Raw genomic sequence first — 20,447 nt, 5'->3', positions numbered from 1 at the left:
CTCGTGAGTGACGGATTCGCAATCACGGTCGTGAGCCTGCTGTTCGCGGTCTTTGGCATCGTCGTTGGCTTTCACGTAGGCGACGAGGCGGGTGCGCGCTGCGAGGGCGCGGCCCAGTACGGCATGGCCAACCTCGTGGCGGTGCTCGCGGGGTCTCTGCTGTTCATGCTCGTGTGGGCGTTTGGCTACGTGGTGCTGGGCACCTTCGCCTTTGGCGCGGTGGCCGGCGCCGTCGCGGGCCTCAAGTTTGGCTACGGCGAGAGCGTGGGGCCGTGGAAGTTCGTCGACCGCCTCATGACGCCCGCCGCCCGCAAGCGCGACCGTGAGCGTGCCCGCATGCGCCGCGCCGCGGCCAGGCGTGCCAAGACCGGCGAGGCCGAGCCCGAGCTCATCAGCGTCTCCGACGACGCCAAGGGACACGGGAAGGGTGGTAGGTAGCATGTCGGCAGCCAAGCATCTGGGAGCTGCGCCGCGGACCATCGCCGTGCTCATCGACTACGAGAACCTGGCCTTTCGCGGCGTTCATGCCAAGGCCCCCGGCAAGGCCAGCCCCATCGACGTCAAGAGCATCATGGAGCGCCTCGCCGACAAGGGCCGCATCACCGTGCGCCGTGCCTACTGCGACTGGCAGCGCTACGCCGCCGACGTGACGCCGCTGCACGAGCTGGGCATCGAGCTCATTGAGATCCCGGACCGCGCGAGCACGGGCAAGAACTCGGCTGACATCCGCCTCGCGGTCGACGCGGTGGAGATGTGCCTCACCAAGAGCCACATCGACACCTTCGCGATCCTGTCGGGCGACTCGGACTTCTCGCCCGTCGTGGCGAAGCTGCGCGAGTACGACAAGACCGTGATCGGCGTGGGCAGGCGCGAGAGCACGAGCAACCTGCTCGTGGACGTGTGTGACGAGTTCATGTTCTACGAGGACATCGTGCGGCCCGTCGAGGAGGCCGAGGGCAAGGACGGCGCCGACGGCCAGCCCGGGGCGCTCCCGGCCTACCGCAAGGTGGTGCCCAAGGGCAAGCAGGGCTGCTACAAGCTGCTCCTGGGAACCGTCGACTCGATGCAGCGCGATCAGGACGGCCCCATCCAGGCCTCGGCCCTCAAGCAGGCGATGGTGCGCAAGCAGCCGCAGTTCTCGGAGAGCACCTACGGCTACAGCCGCTTCTCGAAGCTGCTCGAGGAAGCCTCGAGCCTCAAGCTCATCAAGATCAACAAGACCAAGGGCGGCTACAACGTCCTTGGGTTCAACGAATAAGGGAGTAGTTGCATGGCAGAAGAGAACCAGCCCACGCGCCGCAAGCTCGGCGAGGGTCTCATCAGCGAGACCGACCGCCTCATCGACGAGCTGAGCGGACCGGTGCGCCGCATGCGCCAGGAGGCCGCCTCGACGCTGGCGACCATGGCCTACGAGCAGCCCGAGAAGATCGAGGCCGACGTCGACAACATCGTCGACGCCCTCATCGACGCGCTGTTCCGCCCCGAGGCGCAGACCCGCTGGGAGGCCCTGGGCGCCCTCTGCAAGCTCGCCGAGACCCACCCCGACCTCGTCGAGAAGGCCTACGAGGGCGCGGAGACGTCGCTGTTCGACGAGAACTCGAGCCGCGTGCGCATCGAGGCCTTCCGTATGCTCGCGAGCCTGGGCGCCACCTCGCCCGAGAAGTCCGACAAGGTCTGGCCGCTGCTCGACGAGGCCATCCAGTGCTTCCATGGCGACCCGGGCTACCGTGCCATGCTCGACTCGCTCGTCGACTTTGCCGCCGGTGCCGCCAGCGACGAGGTCAAGGAGGCGCTCGTCTCGCGCCTGACCTTCGATGCCGAGAACGGCCGCGGCTACATCAAGACCTGTTCGCAGTCCGTCATCGCCGCCGCCAAGGGCGAGACGGCCGACAAGTAGGCTAGCTGCACGTTTCGAACGTGTCACGGCGCCCGACCCGAGTTGTGCGGTCGGGCGCCGTATGCGTACAATCGCCTCACCACATCGAGCACAGGAGGTAGCACTATGGCCCACCAGGTAACGCTCATCCCGGGGGACGGCATTGGCCCCGAGATCTCGGATGCCATGCGCGAGGTCGTCGCCGCGACGGGCGTGCGCATAGACTGGCACGTCCAGACGGCCGGTGCCGCGGTGATGGAGCGGGAGGGCACGCCCCTTCCCGAACGCGTCCTCGACTCTGTGCGCGAGACGGGCACCGCCATCAAGGGCCCCGTCACCACGCCGGTGGGCTCGGGCTTCCGCAGCGTCAACGTGGCCCTGCGCCGCGCCTTCGACCTCTACGCCTGCGTGCGCCCCTGCCTCTCGATGCCCGGCGACGGCAGCCGCTACGACGACGTCGACCTCGTGATCGTGCGCGAGAACACCGAGGACCTCTACGCCGGCATCGAGTTCGACGAGGGCACGGATGGCGCCCGCCAGATCATGGCGACGGTCGAGGCGGCGGGCGCGGGCACCATCAAGCCCGACTCCGCCATCTCGCTCAAGCCCATCAGCGTGAGCGGGTCGGAGCGCATCGTGCGCTACGCCTTCGACTACGCGCGCGCCAACGGCCGCCACAAGGTCACCGCGGTGCACAAGGCCAACATCATGAAGTGCACCGACGGCCTGTTCCTGCACACCGCCGAGCGCGTCGCCGCCGACTACCCCGAGATTGAGTTCGACGCAAGAATCGTCGACGCCACGTGCATGGGCCTCGTGCAGCACCCCGAGGACTTCGACGTGCTCGTGCTGCCCAACCTCTACGGTGACATCGTGAGCGACCTGTGCGCGGGCCTGGTGGGCGGCCTGGGCCTGGCGCCCGGCTCCAACATCGGCGCCAACCAGGCGATCTTCGAGGCCACCCATGGCAGCGCCCCCGACATCGCGGGCAAGGACATCGCCAACCCCACGGCCATGATCCTGTCGGCCGCGATGATGCTCGACCACCTGGGCGAGGGCGCGGCCGCCGCCAACATTCGCATCGCCGTGCGCGAGGTGCTCGCGGCGGGCAAGCAGGTCACGGCGGACATCCGCCGCTCGCTCACCGGCTCGTTCGACGGCGCCGTGGGCACGCGTGCCTATGGAGCTGCCGTTGCCGAGGCGGTCGCGCGTCTCTCGTAGGTGGCGGCGGGGTAGACTGGAACCATATAAGGGAACGTGAGGCCGGACGCGCGAGCGCCCGGCCGCTTGATGAGGTGGGAGCTTCACATGGCAGCAAAGCACGGTGCCAACGCAGAGTCGAGCAAGGCGGCGGGTGCGCCCAAGGCGCTCGGGATGCCGGTCGTGGCGGTGGTCGTTGTCATCGCCCTGGTGGTGGGCGTCCTGCTCGGCCACTTCGTCCTGGGCGGCTCGGGCCTGTCTGCGGCCTTCGCGGGCAAGACGAGCGTTGCCGAGGGCGACCTCGACCAGGTGATCGCCACCTACACCTACAAGGGCAAGACCGAGAGCGTCACCGTGCGCGACGCCATCGAGTCGCAGACCTCGCTCGACGCGGTGAAGGACGACGACGGCAACTACACGCTGCCCAACGCCGACTCCGCGCTCGCCGTGGCCCGCAACAAGATTCTCGAGCAGGTGGCTGCTGACGAGGGCATCACGGTCTCCGACGACGAGCTGTCGAGCTACGCCGAGCAGATCCTGGGCGTCTCCGACATCTCGCAGATCGCCTCGCAGTACGGCCTGTCCGAGGACCAGGCCAAGGAGGTCATCCGTCAGAGCGCGATGATGTACAAGCTCAAGGACAAGGTCTGCAGCTCCGACACGCCCACCGCCCCCACCGCGCCCGACGCACCGGCCGACAATGACCAGGACAGCGCCAACGCCACCTATGGCGCCTACATCGTGGGCCTGCTCGGTGACGAGTGGGACAGCGCCAACAACACCTGGGCGCGCACCGACGGCGAGTACTACAATGCCCTCAAGGACGAGTCCTGGACGCCCGACGCCGCCACCTACGCGCAGGCGCAGATGGCCTACTCGGTGGCCTACCAGAAGTACGCCCAGGCCTCCCAGACTGCGAGCAGCGAATGGACCAACTACGTGAACGGCATCCTGACCGGCGCGTCGATCCAAATCGCCACGCTTGGCGCCTAGCCGTGGACCTCATCGTCAGCAGATGCCTGTTGGGCGAGCACTGCCGCTATGACGGCGGCGCTCGCCCTTCTTTGTGCGTGGCCGCCCTCGCCGCCGGCGTGCGCGCGGGCGGCGGGCGCGTGGTGGGCATCTGCCCCGAGATGGACGGTGGCCTCCCGTGCCCGCGTCCGCCCGCGGAGATCGTGGGCGGGCGGGTGGTGAGCCGCGAGGGCGCGGATGCCACGGCCGCCTATGAGCGCGGCGCCGCGGCCGCGTGTGCGCGGGCCGCCGAATTGCGGGCACCGCTTGCCGTCCTGAAGGCGAAGAGCCCCGCCTGCGGCCATGGACTCGTCTACGATGGGAGCTTCACAGGAAGACTCGTGAGGGGCTCCGGGCTTGCCGCCCGGGCCCTCGAGAGGGAGGGGATCGTTGTGGTAGATGAGAGCGTCGTCGAGGGGTGCCGCGCAAGCGTCGAGCATCCGGTTGCCATCGTCCTGGGCAGCGGCCTGGGGGCGTTGGCCGGCCTCGTGAAGCCGGTCCGTCGCATTCCGTACGAGGACATCGAGGGCTTCCCCGCGCACGCCAGGCCCATTCCCGGCCACAGCTTTGAGGCCACCGTGGGCACGATCGACGGCGTGCCCGTCGTGGTCTATCCGGGTCGCGTGCACCTCTACCAGGGCTACAGCTCCGCCGAGGTGGCGTCGCTCGTGCGCCACGCCCACAAGCTCGGCTGCCGTGACATCATCTTCGCCTGCTCCACGGGTGCCATTGCCGGCCGCGGCCGCGTGGGCCTGGGACTCATCACCGACCACCTCAACCTTACGGGCACGAATCCCCTCATCGAGGACGAGGACCTGGCCTGCGTCGACTCGCCGTTCGTGGGCATGACCGACACCTACACGCCCTACCTGCGCGGCCTTGCCGCGGGCGTCGCCGCCGACGAGGGCATCGAGCTGCAGCAGGGTGTCTACGCAGGGCTTCTCGGCCCGAGCTTCGAAACGGCCGCCGAGGTCGCTGCGCTGGGGTGCCTCGGGGTCTCGTTTGCCGGCATGTCGCTCGTGTGCGAGGCCATCATGGCCCATGCGCTGGGCATGAACGTCCTGGGCCTCACGCTTGCCGCCAATATGGCGGGCGAGGCGGGCGTCACGCACGAGAGCGTGCTCTCGGTGGCGTCCGACTACGAGGCAGACTTCGAGCGCCTCGTGCGTGGTGTGCTCGCGCGCCTCAAGTAGGGCTCTTCTCGCATAGTGCTTCGCGCGGCGGGGCGCCTGGCCATGTGGCTGGGTGCCCCGCCTTTTGTGTTGCGACGGCGTCCGTTATTTCAAAAGTTAACAACGCCTAACGGTTCGCCAAGGTTGACTCCGCCAAAAGTTAGTCACATACTACTTGCGAGATAGAGGCAGACAACTTCTCCCGCCGCGCGGACGCGCACGGGCGACATGGGGCGGATGGCCACATTGTGGCCGTCCGCGTAGCTGTGTCAGGCGGGGGAGAACGAAGGAGGAGCACATGGCAGTTGCAGTGTCCAGGGGCGCACAGCTCCCGCTCGCCATGGCCCACGAGGGCGAGGCCGTCCATGTGGTGAGGGTCAGCGGCAACACCGAGATGCGCCGTCACCTCGAGAACCTTGGGTTCGTCGACGGCGCCGAGGTCAACGTCGTGAGCCAGAGCGGCTCGTCGGGCACCATCGTCAAGGTCAAGGGCGCCCAGCTGGGCGTCGACCACGCCACGTGCATGCACGTCTTCGTTTGCTAGCACGGCTTGCGCACTCGCGCCCCTTACGGGCGCTGCGGCGTCGGGACGTCCCGATGCAGCCCGGACACGTCCGGTCGATAAGGTCGTACCAGGCTGGCGCGCGAGCGTCGGCAAGAGAGAGGAAGAGAGGGTAACGGTGACAACGCTCAGGGACATCCCGGTTGGGTCCTCCTGCACGGTGAAGGCACTCACCGGCACGGGCGCCATCAAGCGCCGCATCATGGACATGGGCATCACGAAGGGCGCCAAGATCACGGTGGTCAAGGTGGCCCCGCTCGGCGACCCGCTGGAGCTCAACGTTCGCGGCTACGAGCTGTCGATCCGCAAGGACGAGGCCGAGAAGGTCGAGGTCGAGCCCGCGTAGGCTCGCCGTCTGGCCGCTGCGGCGGCACCACGCCTCGGCATGTCCGAGGGGCGCGGTCTCATGGGGACCTCCGCGCCAAACTGAAAAGGTCCGGCACAAGGGACCAGGGGGCCGACCCCGCCCCCAGCAACAACCCAAGAAAGGGAGTCATGGAAGACCGCATGTACATCGCGCTCGCAGGTAACCCTAACTGCGGCAAGACCACGCTGTTCAACGCCCTCACCGGCTCTAACGGCTACGTCGGCAACTGGCCTGGCGTCACGGTCGAGAAGAAGGAGGCCGTCTGGAGGCGCGACAAGTCCGTCACCTTCACCGACCTTCCCGGCATCTACTCGCTGTCGCCGTACTCGCCCGAGGAGATCGTCTCGCGCGACTACCTCATCCAGAACCGCCCGTCGGCCGTCATCGACCTCGTCGACTCGACTAACCTCGAGCGCAACCTCTACCTCACGACCCAGCTGCTCGAGTGTGGCCTGCCGGTTGTCCTGGGCCTCAACATGCTCGACCTGCTCGAGAAGAGCGGCGACAAGATTGACGTCGACGCGCTCTCCCGCGAGCTGGGCTGCAAGGTCATCCAGGTCTCGGCTCTGCGCGAGAAGAACACCGATGACCTCGTGAAGCTTGCCGTCGAGGCCGGCAAGGCCGGCAAGGCCCCCGCTCCCGCCCACGTCTTCACCGACGAGGTCGAGGCCGCTATCGCCAAGATCGAGGTCGGCCTTGCCGGCAAGTGCGACGCCACCCTCTCGCGCTGGTACGCGATCAAGGTCTTCGAGCGCGACGCCGCCGCCATCGAGCCGCTCGGCCTCTCCAACGCCGAGCTCGAGGCCTTCGAGGTCGACATCAAGGCCGTCGAGGCCGCCCGTGACGACGACGCCGAGTCGATCATCACATCGGACCGCTACGAGTGGATTGCCCGCGTCATGGACGCCTGCGTCGTGAAGGCCCCCAAGAAGCTCTCGACCTCCGAGAAGATCGACAAGATCGTCACGAACCGCATCCTGGGCCTGCCCATCTTCGTCGTCGTGATGTTCCTCGTCTACTACATCGCCATCTCCACGGTGGGCACCGCCGGCACCGACTGGGTGAACGAAAACCTGTTCTCCGACGGCTTCTTCGTGAACGGCGCCTCGGCCGAGCAGTACGACGCCGACACCGAGGCCTGGTCCGACAACCACTACGGCGACCAGATCGACGGCTTCATCGCCGCCGCCACCGACGAGGGCGTCGTCACCGACGATGAGGCCACCGAGGTCGCCGATGCCGTGTCCGCCTACCAGGAGGACACCGAGGACGCCGACGCCCAGGCCACCATCTCGGCCTTCGAGGCCAAGGCCTCCGGCGTGACCGCCTCCGACGTCGTGATCACCGACGAGGATGGCAACGACACCGACGAGGTCATCGACTCCGTCACCGCCGCCGACTTTGCGGCCGCCGTCGAGGGCTCCACCGAGGAGCCCGACCCGGCCGACTACGACGGCTTCGTGCCCTCCATCCCCGACGCCGCGACCGACGCGCTCACCAACGCCGGCGCCTCCGACATGGTCATCTCGCTCATCGTTGACGGCGTCATCGGCGGCGTGGGTGCCGTGCTCGGCTTCATCCCGCAGATGTTCGTCCTGTTCGTCCTGCTGTGCTTCCTCGAGGACTGCGGCTACATGAGCCGCGTGGCCTTCGTCATGGACCGCGTGTTCCGTCGCTTTGGCCTCTCCGGCAAGTCCTTTATCCCGATGCTCATCTCCTCGGGTTGCGGCGTGCCGGGCGTCCTTGCCACCAAGACCATCGAGAACGAGAAGGACCGTCGCATGACGGCCATGCTCACCACGATGATTCCGTGCGGCGCCAAGCAGCCCATCATCGCCCTCGTCATGGGCGTGCTCATTGGCGGCTCCGACGCCTGGTGGGTTGCCCCGATGTTCTACTTCCTCGGCATTGCCGCGATCATCATCTCGGGCATCATGCTCAAGAAGACCAAGATGTTCGCCGGCGAGCCCACCCCGTTCGTCATGGAGCTGCCCGACTACCACTTCCCGTCCATCAAGTCCTGGTGGCTGCACGTGTGGGAGCGTGTGAGCTCCTACATCAAGAAGGCCGCGACGATCATCTTCGCCGCCACCGTCCTCGTGTGGTTCCTCTCCAACTTCGGCTTCTATGACGGTGCCTTCCAGTACCTCGCCAACGTCGAGGAGCTCGGCGACGCCTACATGGACTACTCGCTGCTCGCCGCCGTCGGCGGTGCCCTCGGCGTGATCTTCGCCCCGCTTGGTGCTGACACCTGGCAGGCCACCGCGGCCTCCATCTCGGCCCTCATCGCCAAGGAGAACCTCGTCTCCACGTTTGGCACCCTGTTCGGCCTGGGCGACGCCACCGAGAACTCCCTCACCATGTGGAGCGGCTTCGCCGGCATGTTCACCGACGCTTCCGGCGTGCTGCACGCCGGTGCCATGTGCGCCTTCGTGGCCTTCAACATGCTGGACGCGCCGTGCTTCGCCGCCATTGGCACCATCCGTCGCCAGATGGACGACGCCAAGTGGTTCTGGTTCGCCATTGGCTATCAGTGCGTGTTTGGCTGGGTCGTGGGCATGATGATCAACCAGTTCTGGGAGCTCATCGTCCTTGGCAACTTTGGCTTCTGGACCGTCGTTGCCTTTGCCGCGCTTGCCGGCATCCTGTTCATGCTCTTCCGTCCGGCGCCCAAGTTCGAGGGCAAGGACGAGCACATCCTCGACTCGCTTGCCGAGGCCGAGAAGTAACGGATTCGCTGCGGATCTGCTTGCTTGGGAGGGGTCGCCACCTGGCGGCCCCTCCTTTTTTGTGTGCGGGGACGGCTCGCGTGCGTGGCGGGCGCGTGAGGTGGGCGTGAGGCGAACGTCTCCGTCATGTCGCCACCGGTTCGGCACGTCTCCGTCATATCGCCATCGGTATTGCACGTCTCTACCGTCCTGGACGTGTAAAACCGATGGCTTGGCGGAGGAGGGGGCACATCGCCATCGGTTATGCACGTCTCTAGAGCTTTAGGCATGCATAACCGATGGTTCGATTGAGGAGGCCGTGTAACGTGCAATAGCGATGGGCGTATGGAGCGGCTCGCGGGCGTGGCGGGGTATAGTTGCTGCGTACACGAGCGAGAGAGGTGCTTCATGAGTCAGGTCAAGGTTGGCATCATCGGCGCGATGGATTCCGAGGTGGCGCTGCTCAAGGCCAAGATGGAGGGCGCCCGCGTGCGCAGCGTCGCGGGCATGGAGCTTTGCGAGGGCATGCTTGCGGGCGTGCCCGCCGTGGTCGTGAAGTGCGGCGTGGGCAAGGTCAACGCCGCCGTCTGCGCACAGACGCTCACCTGCATCGAAGGCTGTACCCACGTGATCAACACGGGCGTGGCGGGCTCGCTCGACATGCGCATCGAGATCGGCGACATCGTAGTCTCCACCGAGGCCGTCGAGCATGACATGGACGTGACGCCCCTGGGCTATGCGCCGGGCGAGCACCCCGACGAGCACATCGTGGCCTTCGAGGCGGACCCCGCGCTGCGCCGCGCGGCGGTGGCGGCGGCCCGTGAGGTGGGCGGCGTGCAGGTCTTCGAGGGACGCGTCTGCTCGGGCGACCAGTTCATTGGCTCGGCCGCGGCCAAGCAGCGCATCATCGACACGTTTGGCGGCCTGTGCTGCGAGATGGAGGGTGCCGCAATCGCGCACGTGTGCCACCTCGCGGACGTGCCGTTCGTGGTGGTGCGCGCCATCTCCGACAAGGCCGACGATTCGGGCGACGTCTCCTACGCCGAGTTCGAGAAGGCCGCGGCGGCGCGCTGCGCGAGCATCGTGCTCGCGGCGCTGCCTGCGATCGCGTAGCTGTTTGAGCGGATCGTAGCGGCTCTCGCCTTGCATGTTGGGCAATGCGTGCTGCCCGCTTGCTCTATTGGTTGGCGGCCGTGCCGTCTTGCGTGCCGGATGCGTCCTGCGATGGCGTGTCCGGCACGTTTTCGTTTGCGCCGCTCGTAGTGGGAGAGGTGGCGTCTGGCGTCGTGGCCTCCTGCTCGCCGCCCTTGCTGGCGACGTCGCCGGCCGCGGGGCTCGCTGCGGTGGCGGCATGCTCGGCTGTGGTGGGAGACTGGGCCGTCTCGTGCGTCTTGGCCGCATGGGTGGCGGCCTCGGTGGTGGCAGCGGGCTGCTCGACGGCGCCGATGCGCTGGCCCAGGCCCTCGCCGTGCGTTGCCGCCATGATGACGAGGGCGGTCGCCGCCACGGCCACGAGCGATGAGACGACGGCGGCGACCATGACGCGGCGGTGGACCGCCTGCTGGTGGCGCAGGTGCGCGGCCTCGCGAATCGACGCGGGCGCCACACGGGGCGCGGGCGCGTCCTGGCCGCTTGCGCCATAGGTGGGGGAGAGGGGCTCGTCCTCGCTGGCCCTGCGGTCGAGCCCGTAGGGGTTGCCCTGATCGGCGGCCTCGTCGGTCGAGGCGAGCTCGCGCAACTTGTCGCTGCCGCGACGCAGCATGCCGCGGTAGAGCTGCGAGGCCACCGTCGAGACGACCGAGGCCACGGCCACGCCAATGAGCGAGCCCGCGATGCCGATCTTGCTCGAGAGGGCCACGCTCGTCACCGCGGCCAGGGCGCCGGCAACCACCTGCGAGAGCGACAGCTCGTCCAGAAGACCCTTGCGCGGGCCCCTCTCGTCCCGCGCGTTTCCCTGCTGCTGTGCCATGCTTGCGCTCCTACCGTTGTGGATGTGCACCACATTGTAGGGTGGCCGCCAGGAAGCGGCCGAAATACGCCCGCGCGCCACCTGCCAGATTCACCGCTCGTCCACATCGGCTTGGTTGGTTTGGGCGGGCGCGGTATCATACAAGGACAGCTCAAGGCGGTCTTCCGCCCATATCTGTACCCAAAACGAAGGGACAGCCCCTTGACCATTCGCACCCATCTCGTCCGTGCCGCCGCCGCCATCACCCTTGGCGCCACGGTTCTCACGGGCCTTCCCACGCTTGCCGTGGCCGATACGTCCGAGCAGCTCCAGGCCAAACTCGACGAGGCCAACGCACACCTGAGTGACCTCTACTCCCAGGCCGAGCAGGTCAGCGAGCAGGTCAACAACACGCAGGTTGACCTCGACAACACCAACGCCGAGATTGACCAGAAGAAGAGCGAGCTCGCCGAGGCCCAGGACGTACTCGCCAGCCGCGTGTCGTCCAACTACAAGACCGGCGGCGTCTCGCTTGTCTCGATTCTGTTTGACTCCACGAGTTTCGAGGACCTCGTTAACCGCGTCACGTACGCCTCCAAGGTGAGCGACTCCGACGCCCAGGTCATCCAGAACGTCAAGGACATCCAGGCCGAGCTCGACCAGAAGCAGACCGAGCAGCAGCAGCTCCTGAGCGACCAACAGGCCCAGCAGGCCGAGCTCAACGACAAGGTCAACGAGGCTCAGAGCTACGTGAGCTCCCTTGACCAGCAGGTTCAGGACGCCCTGGCCGCCGAGCAGGCCGCCCGCGAGGCCGAGCAAGAGGCCGCTCGCAAGGCAGCTGAGGAGAAGGCCGCCCAGGACAACTACGTGCCCGAGGGCAACGCCAACGCCGGCACCAACAACAGCGCGAACTCGAACAGCAACTCGAATTCGAACAACAACGGTAGCAACAACAACTCGGGTAACAGCGGCAGCTCGTCCAACGGTGGATCCACCTCGGGCGGCAGCTCCATCGGCTCGGGTGCCCGCAACGCCATCATCAGCCGTGCCTACAGCCTCGTTGGCTGCGGCTATGTCTATGGCGCCTCCGGCCCCGACAACTACGACTGCTCTGGCCTTGTCCAGGCCTGCTACGCCGCTGCCGGCATCTACGTGCCGCACAGCTCCGCGCAGCTCGCTGGCTACTGTAACAAGCCGGCCTCCCAGGCCGAGCCGGGCGACATCGTGTGGAGGCCGGGCCACGTGGGCATCTACATCGGCGGTGGCACCACGATTGAGGCCTTCAGTCCGTCCCAGGGCTGCGGTTATGGCTCACTCTCGAGCTTCTCGCGCGCCGGCTCTGCCGTCTAGCGCCTGCCACATAGAGAGTTGCGGCTGCGGCCGCCTTGCATCAGCGGGGCGGCCGCTTTTTGTGTTGGTACGGCGCTACGTGTTCGAGGCGCTGCGTGCAGTCGCCGCCTACAGATTCCTAGGAAAATGCCGTTATACATATCCTTTCAATACGCCTAACGACATTTTCCTAGGAATCTGCGGGAGGCTAGGAATGCATGGAGGGACGACTCATATGGATCCGATGCCAGCATCGCCATAGTGCCCCGTCGATGCCGAGCTCCGTTGGCGTCGGCCTAACAAAACGCCCCAGAAGGCGCTGAGACGTCTTCTGGGGCGCATACGTTGCTTGTCGCTGGCGGGGCCGCTCCCTAGCTAGGCAAGCAGGCCTTGTGGGTGCTTTTCGCGCGTCGTTACTTGCACAGGCCCTCGCCAAGGCTCTCGAGCCCCTTGAGGGCCTTCTCGCCATCCTCGGGGCCATGCATGTTGCTCACGATGTCCGAAAGGTGCTTGCTGTCGAGGTAGCCGCTGATGAGCGCGCCCAGCTCCTGCCAGACGGGCAGCGTGGGGCACACCTTGGTGCGGGGGCACAGCGTGCCGCTCGAGCAGTCGAGGCACGACACAGGGGCCAGTGAGCTGCCCTCCGCGGCGCGGATGATCTCGCCCAGGGTGTACTCGGACGGCTCGCGGCGCAGCCGGTAGCCGCCGCCCTTGCCGCGCTGGCTCACGACGAAACGCGCCTTGTGCAGCGACGCCATGACCTGCTCGAGGTACTTGCGCGAGATGCCCTGTCGTTTGGAGATGTCGCCAAGCGACACCCAGGCGTCCTCTCCCTGGCTCATGGCGAGGTCGGCCATGACGCGCAGGGCGTAGCGACCCTTTGTCGAGATGCCGGAGGCCATCGTCTACTCCTCGCCCTTGGTGGGCACTGGGTTGCCGTTCTCGTCGGTGCCGTCCTCGGTGGTCGTGGCCTCGCGCGACTCGTCGGGGTGAGCGAGCATCTCGTCGAGCGTGCGCCAGGCGAGCTCGGCGCACTTCACGCGGGCGGGCATGTGCGAGATGCTCTGCAGGTCAGCGGCCTCGTCGAGCTCCTCGAGCACGTCGGTGTCCTTCTGCTCGCCGCGGATCATCTGGCCAAAGAGGTGACAGAGCTTGCGGGCGTTCTCGGGGGTCTCGCCCACCATGAGGTCGCTCATCATGTCGGCCGAGCCCTGCGATACGGCGCAGCCGTGGCCGGTCCAGGAGACCTCGGCGATGGTGCCGTCGTCTCCCAGGCGTACGTCGAGCACGAGGTCGTCGCCGCAGCTGGGGTTGATGCCCTCGTGCGAGAGCGTGGGCTCGCTCATCTTGTACTTGTAGTCAGGGCTGCTCACGTGGTCCATGAGCGCGCGGCTGTAGACGTTAGCCATGGAAGACCTCCCAGACGAACTTGAGGCCAGCGACGAGCTGGTCAATGTCGCCCTTGTCGTTGTAGAATGCCACGCTCGCACGGCAGCAGCTCTCGATGCCCATCCAGGTAAGAAGCGGCTGCGCGCAGTGGTGGCCGGCGCGGATGGCGACGTCCTTGGTGTCGAGCAGGCTCGAGACGTCGTGCGGGTGGATGCCCTCGACGTTGAACGAGACGGCACCCACGTGGGCGTGCGGGTCGGCCGGGCCCACGATCTGGATGAAGGGGAGGGTCTGGAGCTGCTCGCATAGGTAGGCTGCCAGCTTGCGCTCGCGCTCCTCGAGGGCGTTGCGGTCGTGCGCCTCGAGGTAGTCGAGGGCCGCGCCCGTGGCGTAGATGCCCGCGGCGTCCTGCGTGCCCGCCTCGAACTTCTCGGGGATGGGCGCCCAGACGGCGTCGGTCTCGCTCACTGAGTCGATCATCTCGCCGCCGGTGAGGAAGGGCGGTAGGGCCTCAAGCAGGCTGCGCTTGCCCCACAGCCCGCCAATTCCCATGGGACCGCCCAGCTTGTGGGCCGAGAAGGCCAGGGCGTCGACACCAAGCTCGGTGACGTTGACGCGGACGTGCGGCAGCGACTGCGCGGCGTCGGCGATGACGGTGGCGCCGTGGGCATGCGCTGCGTCGGCGATGGCGCGCACGGGGTTCTCGACGCCCAGCACGTTGGAGACGTGCGTCACCGAGACGATGCGGGTGCGCTCGCCGATCTTTGCGGCGATCTCCTCGGGCGTGATGACGCCCTGATCGTTGGGGCGCAGGTAGACGAGCCTGGCCCCGGCCGCGCGGCAGACCTGCTGCCAGGGGATGAGGTTGGAGTGGTGCTCCATGATCGAGATGCACACCTCGTCGCCCTCGTGCAGGACGCTCGGCCCCAGGGTCTTGGCGATGAGGTTCAGCGACTCGCTCGCGTTGCGCGTGAAGATGACCTCGTCGGGGTCGGTGGCGCCAATGTAGCGGGCAACCTTGGCGCGCGCGTCGGCGATGGCCTGCGTGGCGTCGACCGAGAGCTGGTAGAGGCCGCGCAGGGGGTTTGCGTTCATCGTCTCGTAGAACGAGCGCTGGGCGTCGAGCACCGCGGCGGGTCTCTGCGCGGTGGCCGCGCTGTCGAGGAACGCGAGCTCGGGATGGCTCGCGAGCAGCGGGAAGTCTGCCTTGTAGGGGTTGGTGGCGATGTCTTGGGACATGGGTGTCCTCCTTTACTGCTCGAGCGCGCGGGCGCCGTCCGCGACGGAGGCCTCGATCTCTGCGGCGGCATCATTGCCCAGGGTCTCGCGGGCCCAGGCTACGACGGCCGAGGGCGCGGCGCCGGGAAGCGTCGCGGCGGCGTCCTCCACGATGGCGCGGCGGAACAGCCCCTCGACCTCATCCTCGGTGAGGCCACGGTCTGCGAGGTAGGCGAGCTGGTCGGGCGAGATGGAGCCGATGGCGGCGCCGTGGTTGCCCTCGACGTCGTCCTCGTCGCACAGGATCGTGGGCAGCGTCTTGTTCATGACGTCGTCGCCGCAGACGAGCACGGTCTCCTGCTCGGTGCCCTTGGCACCCTTGCAGCCGTGGACGAGGTCGATCGTGGCGCGCAGGGCCTTGTGGGCGTCGTCTGACAGCACGCCCGTCATGGCGAGGTTGGCACGCGCGTGGCGGCCGCGCACGGGGACCTCGTAGCCAAGGTCGAGCTTCTCGCCCTTGCCCGCGAGATAGCGAAGCGACAGGTCGAGGCGGCTGCGGTCTCCGGTGAGGTCGACGTTGGTGCCCAAGGCCGTGGTGGCGGCGCCGATGACGTACTGGCGCACCTCGACCTCGGCGCGGTCGTCGGCGACGATGCCCATGCTGTCGAGGTACTGTTCGCCCGCTGTGGCGGCGACGAGCAGCGTCACGGTCACGTGGCTGCCCGCCTCGGCGTGGATGCGCAGGGCGTGCCCGGCCGTGACGGGGGCGTCGTCGGCCTCGCGCGGCTGGTCGGCCTCGCGTGCCTGCGCCTCGTTGGCGGCGGCGCCCTCGCGTGCGTCGCTCTCGACGGGGTCGGCCGCAAGGCCGTCTGCCACGACGACATTCACGCGGGCCGAGGCGCCCGGGCGCACGAAGACGCTCGTCTGGGCAACGTGGCCCGCGGCGGCGTCGATCTTGACCTCGACGAGCTTGTAGCTGGCATCGGCGGGGACCACGACGACGCGGCGCTGCGTGGCGGCCGCGTCGAGCCACTGGGTGGCCTCGACGCCCGCTCCGCAGGCGATGCGGCGCGCGGCGGCCGGGACCTCGGCGGCGGGATCTGCCGCGGGCGGGGTGGGGACGAGAAGCGTCGTGTCGTTGGTCCTGAGCCAGTTCCAGGTCTGGGCGGACCCGCGGCCGACGCCGGTAAGCGTGAGTGACATCTAGCCGATCGCCCCTTCCATCTCGAGCTTGATGAGGTTGTTCATCTCGACGGCGTACTCAAGCGGCAGCTCCTTGGACACCGGGTCGGCAAATCCGTTGACGACCATGGTGCGGGCCTCCTGCTCGGAGCAGCCGCGGCTCATGAGGTACATGATCGTGTCGTCGGAGATGCGGCCGATCGTGGCCTCGTGGCCCACGCTCGCGGTGGCGTTGCGCACGTCCATCGCGGGGATGGTGTCGGAGCGGCTGATGTCGTCGAGCATGAGGGAGCTGCAGCTCACGCTGGCGCGGGCGCGGTCGGCCTTCTTGGTGACGACCACCGAGCTACGGAACGTCGAGATGCCGCCGCCCTTGGAGAGCGACTTGGTGTCGACGCTGGCGCGCGTGTCGGGGGCGGCGAGGGTCACCTTGCAGCCCGTGTCGAGGTTCTGTGTGGCACCGGCGAAGGTGATGCCGGTGAACTCGCAGCTGGCGCGCGGCCCCACGAGCAGGCTCGAGGGGTAGAGGTAGGAGACGTGGGAGCCAAACGAGCCGGAGACCCACTCGACCTTGCCGTCCTCCTCGACGCGTACGCGCTTGGTGTTGAGGTTGTACATGTTCTTCGACCAGTTCTCGATGGTCGAGTAGCGAAGCCTCGCGCCCTTGCCCACGAACAGCTCGACGGCGCCGGCGTGGAGGTTGGCCACGTTGTACTTGGGTGCCGAGCAGCCCTCGATGAAGTGCAGGTCGGCGCCCGGCTCCACGATGATGAGCGTGTGCTCGAACTGGCCCGCGCCCGCGGCGTTGAGGCGGAAGTAGCTCTGCAGTGGGAAGTCGAGCTTGACGCCGGCGGGCACGTAGACGAACGAGCCGCCGCTCCACACCGCGTAGTGCAGCGCGGCGAACTTGTGGTCGGTCATGGGGATGAGCGTGCCAAAGTGCTCGCGGATCATGTCCTCATAGCCGCTCTTCATGGCGTCCTCGACGGTCGTGTACACGACACCCGACTTCGCGACCTCGTCCTTCATGTTGTGGTAGACGATCTCGGAGTCGTACTGGGCGCCCACGCCGGCCAGGCTCGTGCGCTCGGCCTCGGGGATGCCGAGGCGCTCGAAGGTGTCCTTGATGTCGTCGGGGACCTCGTCCCAGCTCTCGGCCTGCTTCGAGCCGCTCGCCACGTAGGTCGAGATGGTGCTCATGTCGAGGCCGCCGATGGCCGGGCCCCAGTTCTTGGGCATCTCCATGCGTTCGTAGGTCTCCAGGGCCTTGAGGCGCATCTGGAGCATCCAGTCGGGCTCGTCCTTCTTGCGGCTGATCTGCTCGACGATGTCGCCGGACAGGCCGTCGGCGAAGCGCTCGTAGCCCTTCTCGGGCTTCACGAAGTCATACATGCTGCGGTCGACGTCGGCGACCTCGGAGCGGGGTCGCTGCTCGTCGGCGGCGTTGGTGTTTGCTGCCATGGCTTACGCCTCCGCCTGCTCGGCGCGCTCGTAGCGCTCGAAGCCGTTGGCGTCGATTTGGTCGATGAGCTCGGGGCCGCCCTCGGCCACGAGGTGGCCCTTCACCATGACGTGGGTGTGGTCGACCTCGACGCGCTCGAGGATGCGCGTGTTATGCGTGATGATGAGCAGCGCCCCGTTGCACTGCTCGCGGTAGGCGGTGATGCCGCGCGAGACGACGGAGAGGGCGTCGACGTCGAGGCCCGAGTCGGTCTCGTCGAGGATGGCGAGCTTGGGCTGCAGGAGCAGCAGCTGGAGCATCTCGACCTTCTTCTTCTCGCCGCCCGAGAATCCCACGTTGAGCTCGCGGGTGAGATAGGAGGAGTCCATGTCGAGCTGCTCGCACAGCTCGCCCACGCGGCGGCGGAACTGCTTGGCCGTCATCTTGAGCTCGGGGCGCTTCTGGCAGATGGTGCGCAGGAAGCTGTAGAGCGGCACGCCTGGGATCTCGACCGGGGCCTGGTACGACAGGAAGATGCCCGCGAGCGAGCGCTTGTCGGCGCTGGCGTGGGTGAGGTCGGCGCCGTCGAACTCGATGGTGCCGGCGGTGGTGTGGTAGACCGGGTCGCCCATGATGACGTGGCCCAGCGTCGACTTGCCGGCGCCGTTGGGGCCCATGAGCACGTGGCACTCGCCGCCGTCGAGCGACAGGTCGATGCCATGCAGGATGGGCTTCTCGTCGGCGCTCGCGCTCACGCCGTGAATGTTAAGGAGGTGTTCCATTTCTTGTCCTTACCTTGCCTGAGGTAATAGCCTTGTCGATAATACCCCACCGACAGTGGGATTTTCACGAGGAAGGCGAGTGGCGTGGACAGGTGGACGAGGTTTGGCAAGGCGATCGGCTCCCACATGCCCATCATCGCCCCGATTTGCGTGGCTGCGGGCGTTATGTTCCCGCAGGTGTTTGGGGTTACCGAGCACATCGTGCCCGTGCTGTTCGTGATCATGACGTTCCAGGGCTCGCTCAACAACACGTTCGCCTCGGTGCTCGAGCAGTTCCGCCACCCCAAGAACATGCTGTGCATCCTGGGCTTCTCCATCGTCGTGATGCCGGTGTGCGCCTGGGCGCTGTCGAGCCTTCTGTTTGGCGGCAACGCCAACCTCGTGACGGGCGCCACGCTCGAGTACTGCGTGCCGGTGGCTGTGGTGAGCTTCATGTGGTGCGGCATGTACGAGGGCGACCTGTCGCTCGCGCTTGCCTGCATCCTCGTGTCGACCGTGGCGAGCCCGGTGACGATCCCGCTCACGCTCAAGGTCCTGCTGGGCGCCACCGTGCAGGTCGACGTCCTGGGCATGATGTCGAACATGGTGTTCATGATTGCCCTGCCGGCCGTGGCGGGCATGCTTGTGAACGACGCGACCCACGGGTGGGGCCACGAGAAGCTCTCGCCCGCGATTTCGCCGGCAGTAAAGGTGCTGCTCATGCTCATCATCGCGTCGAACTCCTCGCAGATGAGCGACTACATGCGCCACCTCACGCCCGAGCTCGTTGCGATGGCCCTCTTCATCCTGGTGTTTGCGAGTTGCGGCTTTGCGGTGGGCCTCGTCATCGCGTACGCCCGCGGCCTGGCCCACGGCCAGCTCGTGACGTCGTCGTTCTGCTCGGGGTTGAGAAACATCTCCGCCGGTGCGGTGCTCGCCGCCCAGTTCTTCCCGGGCGAGGTGGTCTTCCCGGTGATGATGGGCACGCTGTTCCAGCAGGTGCTCGCCGGCGTGTTCGGCTCGATCATCGAGCGCGTCGTCGGCCGCGAGTAGGGACAATCTTTGGCCGACGTGTGCCCAGCGCGATTAAACGAGCCTCCGGGGCCTGCGGTTTGCGTCGCGGCCTCAAACTGCCCTCGAATGGGTGCGCGAGATGTACCCAAATCGCTGTGCAACCGACGCGGCAAAGGCTGCTCGATGAAGCGCATTTGGCCCTACACTACATAAGATACGCACAAAATGACCTCAAAATCGTGCACATTTAGTACCGTTTGCGGTCAAATCACTTCCGTCTACTGTTTACCGAAAAAAATATTACCGTTTGAAAAACTCACAAAAAGCTGCGGCCCTTACTATTAAACGCTCCTAATCTACCGCCTTGGAATGGCGCGTCAGAAGGTGGAGAGGGGGCTCCCCGCCGCGATCGACGCGCGGTATTCGAAAGGGGAGAGAAATGGCCTTTGACTTTACGGGAAGGGTCGCGATCGTAACCGGTGGCACGCAGGGCATCGGCCTCGAGATCGCCAAGGGCATCGTCGAGGGTGGCGGCCACGTCGTCCTCATCGCCCGCAGCAAGGACAAGGGTGAGGCGGCCGTCGCCAAGCTCGGCGAGGGCAACCACTTCTACCAGCTCGACGTGAGCGACGCCGCCGCGGCGCGCGCCACGGTCGACAAGATCTTCGAGGAGGTCCCGGGCGTCGACATCCTCGTCAACTGCGCCGGCGTCATCTCCACCAAGAAGTTTGAGGACATCGACGACGCCGAGTGGCGCCGCACGATTGACATCAACCTCAACGGCACGTTCACGATGCTCTCCGCGGTCTACCCGCGCTTCAAGGAGCTCGACTACAGCTCCATCGTGAACGTCTCCTCCGTTGCCGGCAAGATCGGCGGCGGCCTGCTGGGCACCGCGGCCTATGCCAGCTCCAAGGCCGGCGTGAACGGCCTCACCAAGGCGGTTGCCAAGGAGGGCGGCAAGTACAACATCCACTGCAACGCCGTCTGCCCGTCGCTCACCCTCACCGACATGACCTCGATCCTGTCTGACGAGAACTCCAAGCGCATCATCGCCGGCATTCCCCTGGGCCGCGCCGCCCAGCCGTCCGAGCCCGCCCAGATGGTGCTGTTCTACGCCTCCAAGCTCGCGAGCTTCGTGAACGGCGAGATCAGCGACTGCGACGGCGGCATCGTCCTCGACGGGTAGTTTGCCAGGCCGCACGGGCGCGCCGCAGGCCGCATGCCGGGCCGGTGGCGCGCCCTTTTTTCTGCAAGTGAGCCAATGAG

The 20,447-nt window shown here is 66.9% G+C and carries 20 protein-coding genes; 13 read left to right on the top strand and 7 right to left on the bottom strand.

Annotated elements, in window-relative coordinates; genetic code table 11:
* Positions 1–3: 3 nt before the first annotated feature.
* The 10 genes from Q3866_RS05905 (at position 4) to Q3866_RS05860 (ending at position 10,009) form a co-directional block, all read left to right on the top strand.
* Positions 4–438 (top strand): hypothetical protein, encoded by a 435-nt coding sequence (locus Q3866_RS05905; RefSeq protein ID WP_293674129.1) that lies wholly within the window; start codon positions 4–6, stop codon positions 436–438.
* Between the two features lies 1 nt (position 439).
* The gene (locus Q3866_RS05900; RefSeq protein WP_293674130.1) at positions 440–1,258 is read left to right on the top strand and encodes an NYN domain-containing protein; all 819 of its coding nucleotides are present in this window, start codon (positions 440–442) and stop codon (positions 1,256–1,258) included.
* Between the two features lie 12 nt (positions 1,259–1,270).
* On the top strand, positions 1,271–1,897 hold the full coding sequence (locus Q3866_RS05895; RefSeq protein ID WP_293824684.1) for a HEAT repeat domain-containing protein: 627 nt from the start codon (positions 1,271–1,273) through the stop codon (positions 1,895–1,897).
* Positions 1,898–2,002: 105 nt separating this feature from the next.
* A complete protein-coding gene (locus Q3866_RS05890; protein ID WP_301830342.1) occupies positions 2,003–3,097 on the top strand; it encodes an isocitrate/isopropylmalate dehydrogenase family protein in 1,095 nt (364 codons plus the stop codon).
* Positions 3,098–3,184: 87 nt separating this feature from the next.
* A complete protein-coding gene (locus tag Q3866_RS05885; protein ID WP_301830340.1) occupies positions 3,185–4,069 on the top strand; it encodes a hypothetical protein in 885 nt (294 codons plus the stop codon).
* Positions 4,070–4,071: 2 nt separating this feature from the next.
* Entirely contained in the window at positions 4,072–5,280 is a 1,209-nt protein-coding gene (locus Q3866_RS05880; RefSeq protein WP_301830338.1) for a 2-thiouracil desulfurase family protein, read from the top strand.
* 277 nt (positions 5,281–5,557) lie between these two features.
* Positions 5,558–5,803, top strand: a complete 246-nt coding sequence (locus tag Q3866_RS05875) for a FeoA family protein (RefSeq protein WP_293674108.1) — start codon at positions 5,558–5,560, stop codon at positions 5,801–5,803.
* Between the two features lie 136 nt (positions 5,804–5,939).
* On the top strand, positions 5,940–6,167 hold the full coding sequence (locus Q3866_RS05870) for a ferrous iron transport protein A (protein WP_293674109.1): 228 nt from the start codon (positions 5,940–5,942) through the stop codon (positions 6,165–6,167).
* A gap of 149 nt (positions 6,168–6,316) precedes the next feature.
* Positions 6,317–8,917, top strand: coding sequence for a ferrous iron transporter B (locus tag Q3866_RS05865; protein WP_301830335.1), 2,601 nt, complete (start codon positions 6,317–6,319; stop codon positions 8,915–8,917).
* Positions 8,918–9,304: 387 nt separating this feature from the next.
* On the top strand, positions 9,305–10,009 hold the full coding sequence (locus Q3866_RS05860) for a 5'-methylthioadenosine/adenosylhomocysteine nucleosidase (RefSeq protein WP_301830333.1): 705 nt from the start codon (positions 9,305–9,307) through the stop codon (positions 10,007–10,009).
* A gap of 64 nt (positions 10,010–10,073) precedes the next feature.
* Here Q3866_RS05860 and Q3866_RS05855 read toward each other — a convergent pair whose 3' ends face one another.
* The gene (locus Q3866_RS05855) at positions 10,074–10,865 is read right to left on the bottom strand and encodes a hypothetical protein (protein ID WP_301830331.1); all 792 of its coding nucleotides are present in this window, start codon (positions 10,863–10,865) and stop codon (positions 10,074–10,076) included.
* Positions 10,866–11,066: 201 nt separating this feature from the next.
* Here Q3866_RS05855 and Q3866_RS05850 point away from each other — a divergent pair, with 201 nt between their 5' ends.
* Positions 11,067–12,194 (top strand): C40 family peptidase, encoded by a 1,128-nt coding sequence (locus Q3866_RS05850; protein WP_301830329.1) that lies wholly within the window; start codon positions 11,067–11,069, stop codon positions 12,192–12,194.
* Positions 12,195–12,586: 392 nt separating this feature from the next.
* On the opposite strand, the gene Q3866_RS05845 is transcribed toward Q3866_RS05850, so the two are convergent.
* Genes Q3866_RS05845 through sufC form a run of 6 tightly spaced genes read right to left on the bottom strand, consistent with a single transcriptional unit; the run spans position 12,587 to position 18,185 of the window.
* A complete protein-coding gene (locus Q3866_RS05845; RefSeq protein ID WP_293824703.1) occupies positions 12,587–13,075 on the bottom strand; it encodes an Rrf2 family transcriptional regulator in 489 nt (162 codons plus the stop codon).
* A gap of 3 nt (positions 13,076–13,078) precedes the next feature.
* Positions 13,079–13,582 carry a Fe-S cluster assembly sulfur transfer protein SufU gene (gene sufU, locus Q3866_RS05840; RefSeq protein ID WP_301830326.1) on the bottom strand — a complete coding sequence of 168 codons (504 nt, stop codon included), beginning with the start codon at positions 13,580–13,582 and terminating at the stop codon, positions 13,079–13,081.
* A complete protein-coding gene (locus Q3866_RS05835; protein WP_301830324.1) occupies positions 13,575–14,801 on the bottom strand; it encodes an aminotransferase class V-fold PLP-dependent enzyme in 1,227 nt (408 codons plus the stop codon). The genes sufU and Q3866_RS05835 overlap by 8 nt, the downstream gene beginning before the upstream one ends.
* A 12-nt stretch (positions 14,802–14,813) precedes the next feature.
* Positions 14,814–15,983 carry a SufD family Fe-S cluster assembly protein gene (locus Q3866_RS05830; protein WP_301830323.1) on the bottom strand — a complete coding sequence of 390 codons (1,170 nt, stop codon included), beginning with the start codon at positions 15,981–15,983 and terminating at the stop codon, positions 14,814–14,816.
* Positions 15,984–17,423: a Fe-S cluster assembly protein SufB gene (gene sufB, locus Q3866_RS05825; protein ID WP_293673774.1), complete on the bottom strand. Its 1,440-nt coding sequence runs from the start codon at positions 17,421–17,423 to the stop codon at positions 15,984–15,986.
* 3 nt (positions 17,424–17,426) lie between these two features.
* A complete protein-coding gene (sufC, locus tag Q3866_RS05820; RefSeq protein WP_293673773.1) occupies positions 17,427–18,185 on the bottom strand; it encodes a Fe-S cluster assembly ATPase SufC in 759 nt (252 codons plus the stop codon).
* Between the two features lie 84 nt (positions 18,186–18,269).
* Between sufC and Q3866_RS05815 the strand changes: the two genes are divergently transcribed.
* Together Q3866_RS05815 and Q3866_RS05810 are read left to right on the top strand one after the other, a co-directional pair.
* Positions 18,270–19,217, top strand: coding sequence for a bile acid:sodium symporter family protein (locus tag Q3866_RS05815; RefSeq protein WP_301830321.1), 948 nt, complete (start codon positions 18,270–18,272; stop codon positions 19,215–19,217).
* 400 nt (positions 19,218–19,617) lie between these two features.
* On the top strand, positions 19,618–20,367 hold the full coding sequence (locus Q3866_RS05810; protein ID WP_293673771.1) for an SDR family NAD(P)-dependent oxidoreductase: 750 nt from the start codon (positions 19,618–19,620) through the stop codon (positions 20,365–20,367).
* Positions 20,368–20,447: the final 80 nt, after the last annotated feature.

This window comes from uncultured Parolsenella sp. (assembly GCF_958346945.1).
Taxonomy (GTDB): Bacteria; Actinomycetota; Coriobacteriia; order Coriobacteriales; family Atopobiaceae; genus Parolsenella.
Note: the sequence above shows the minus strand (reverse complement) of the source record. Positions and strands in the feature narration are given on the sequence as shown.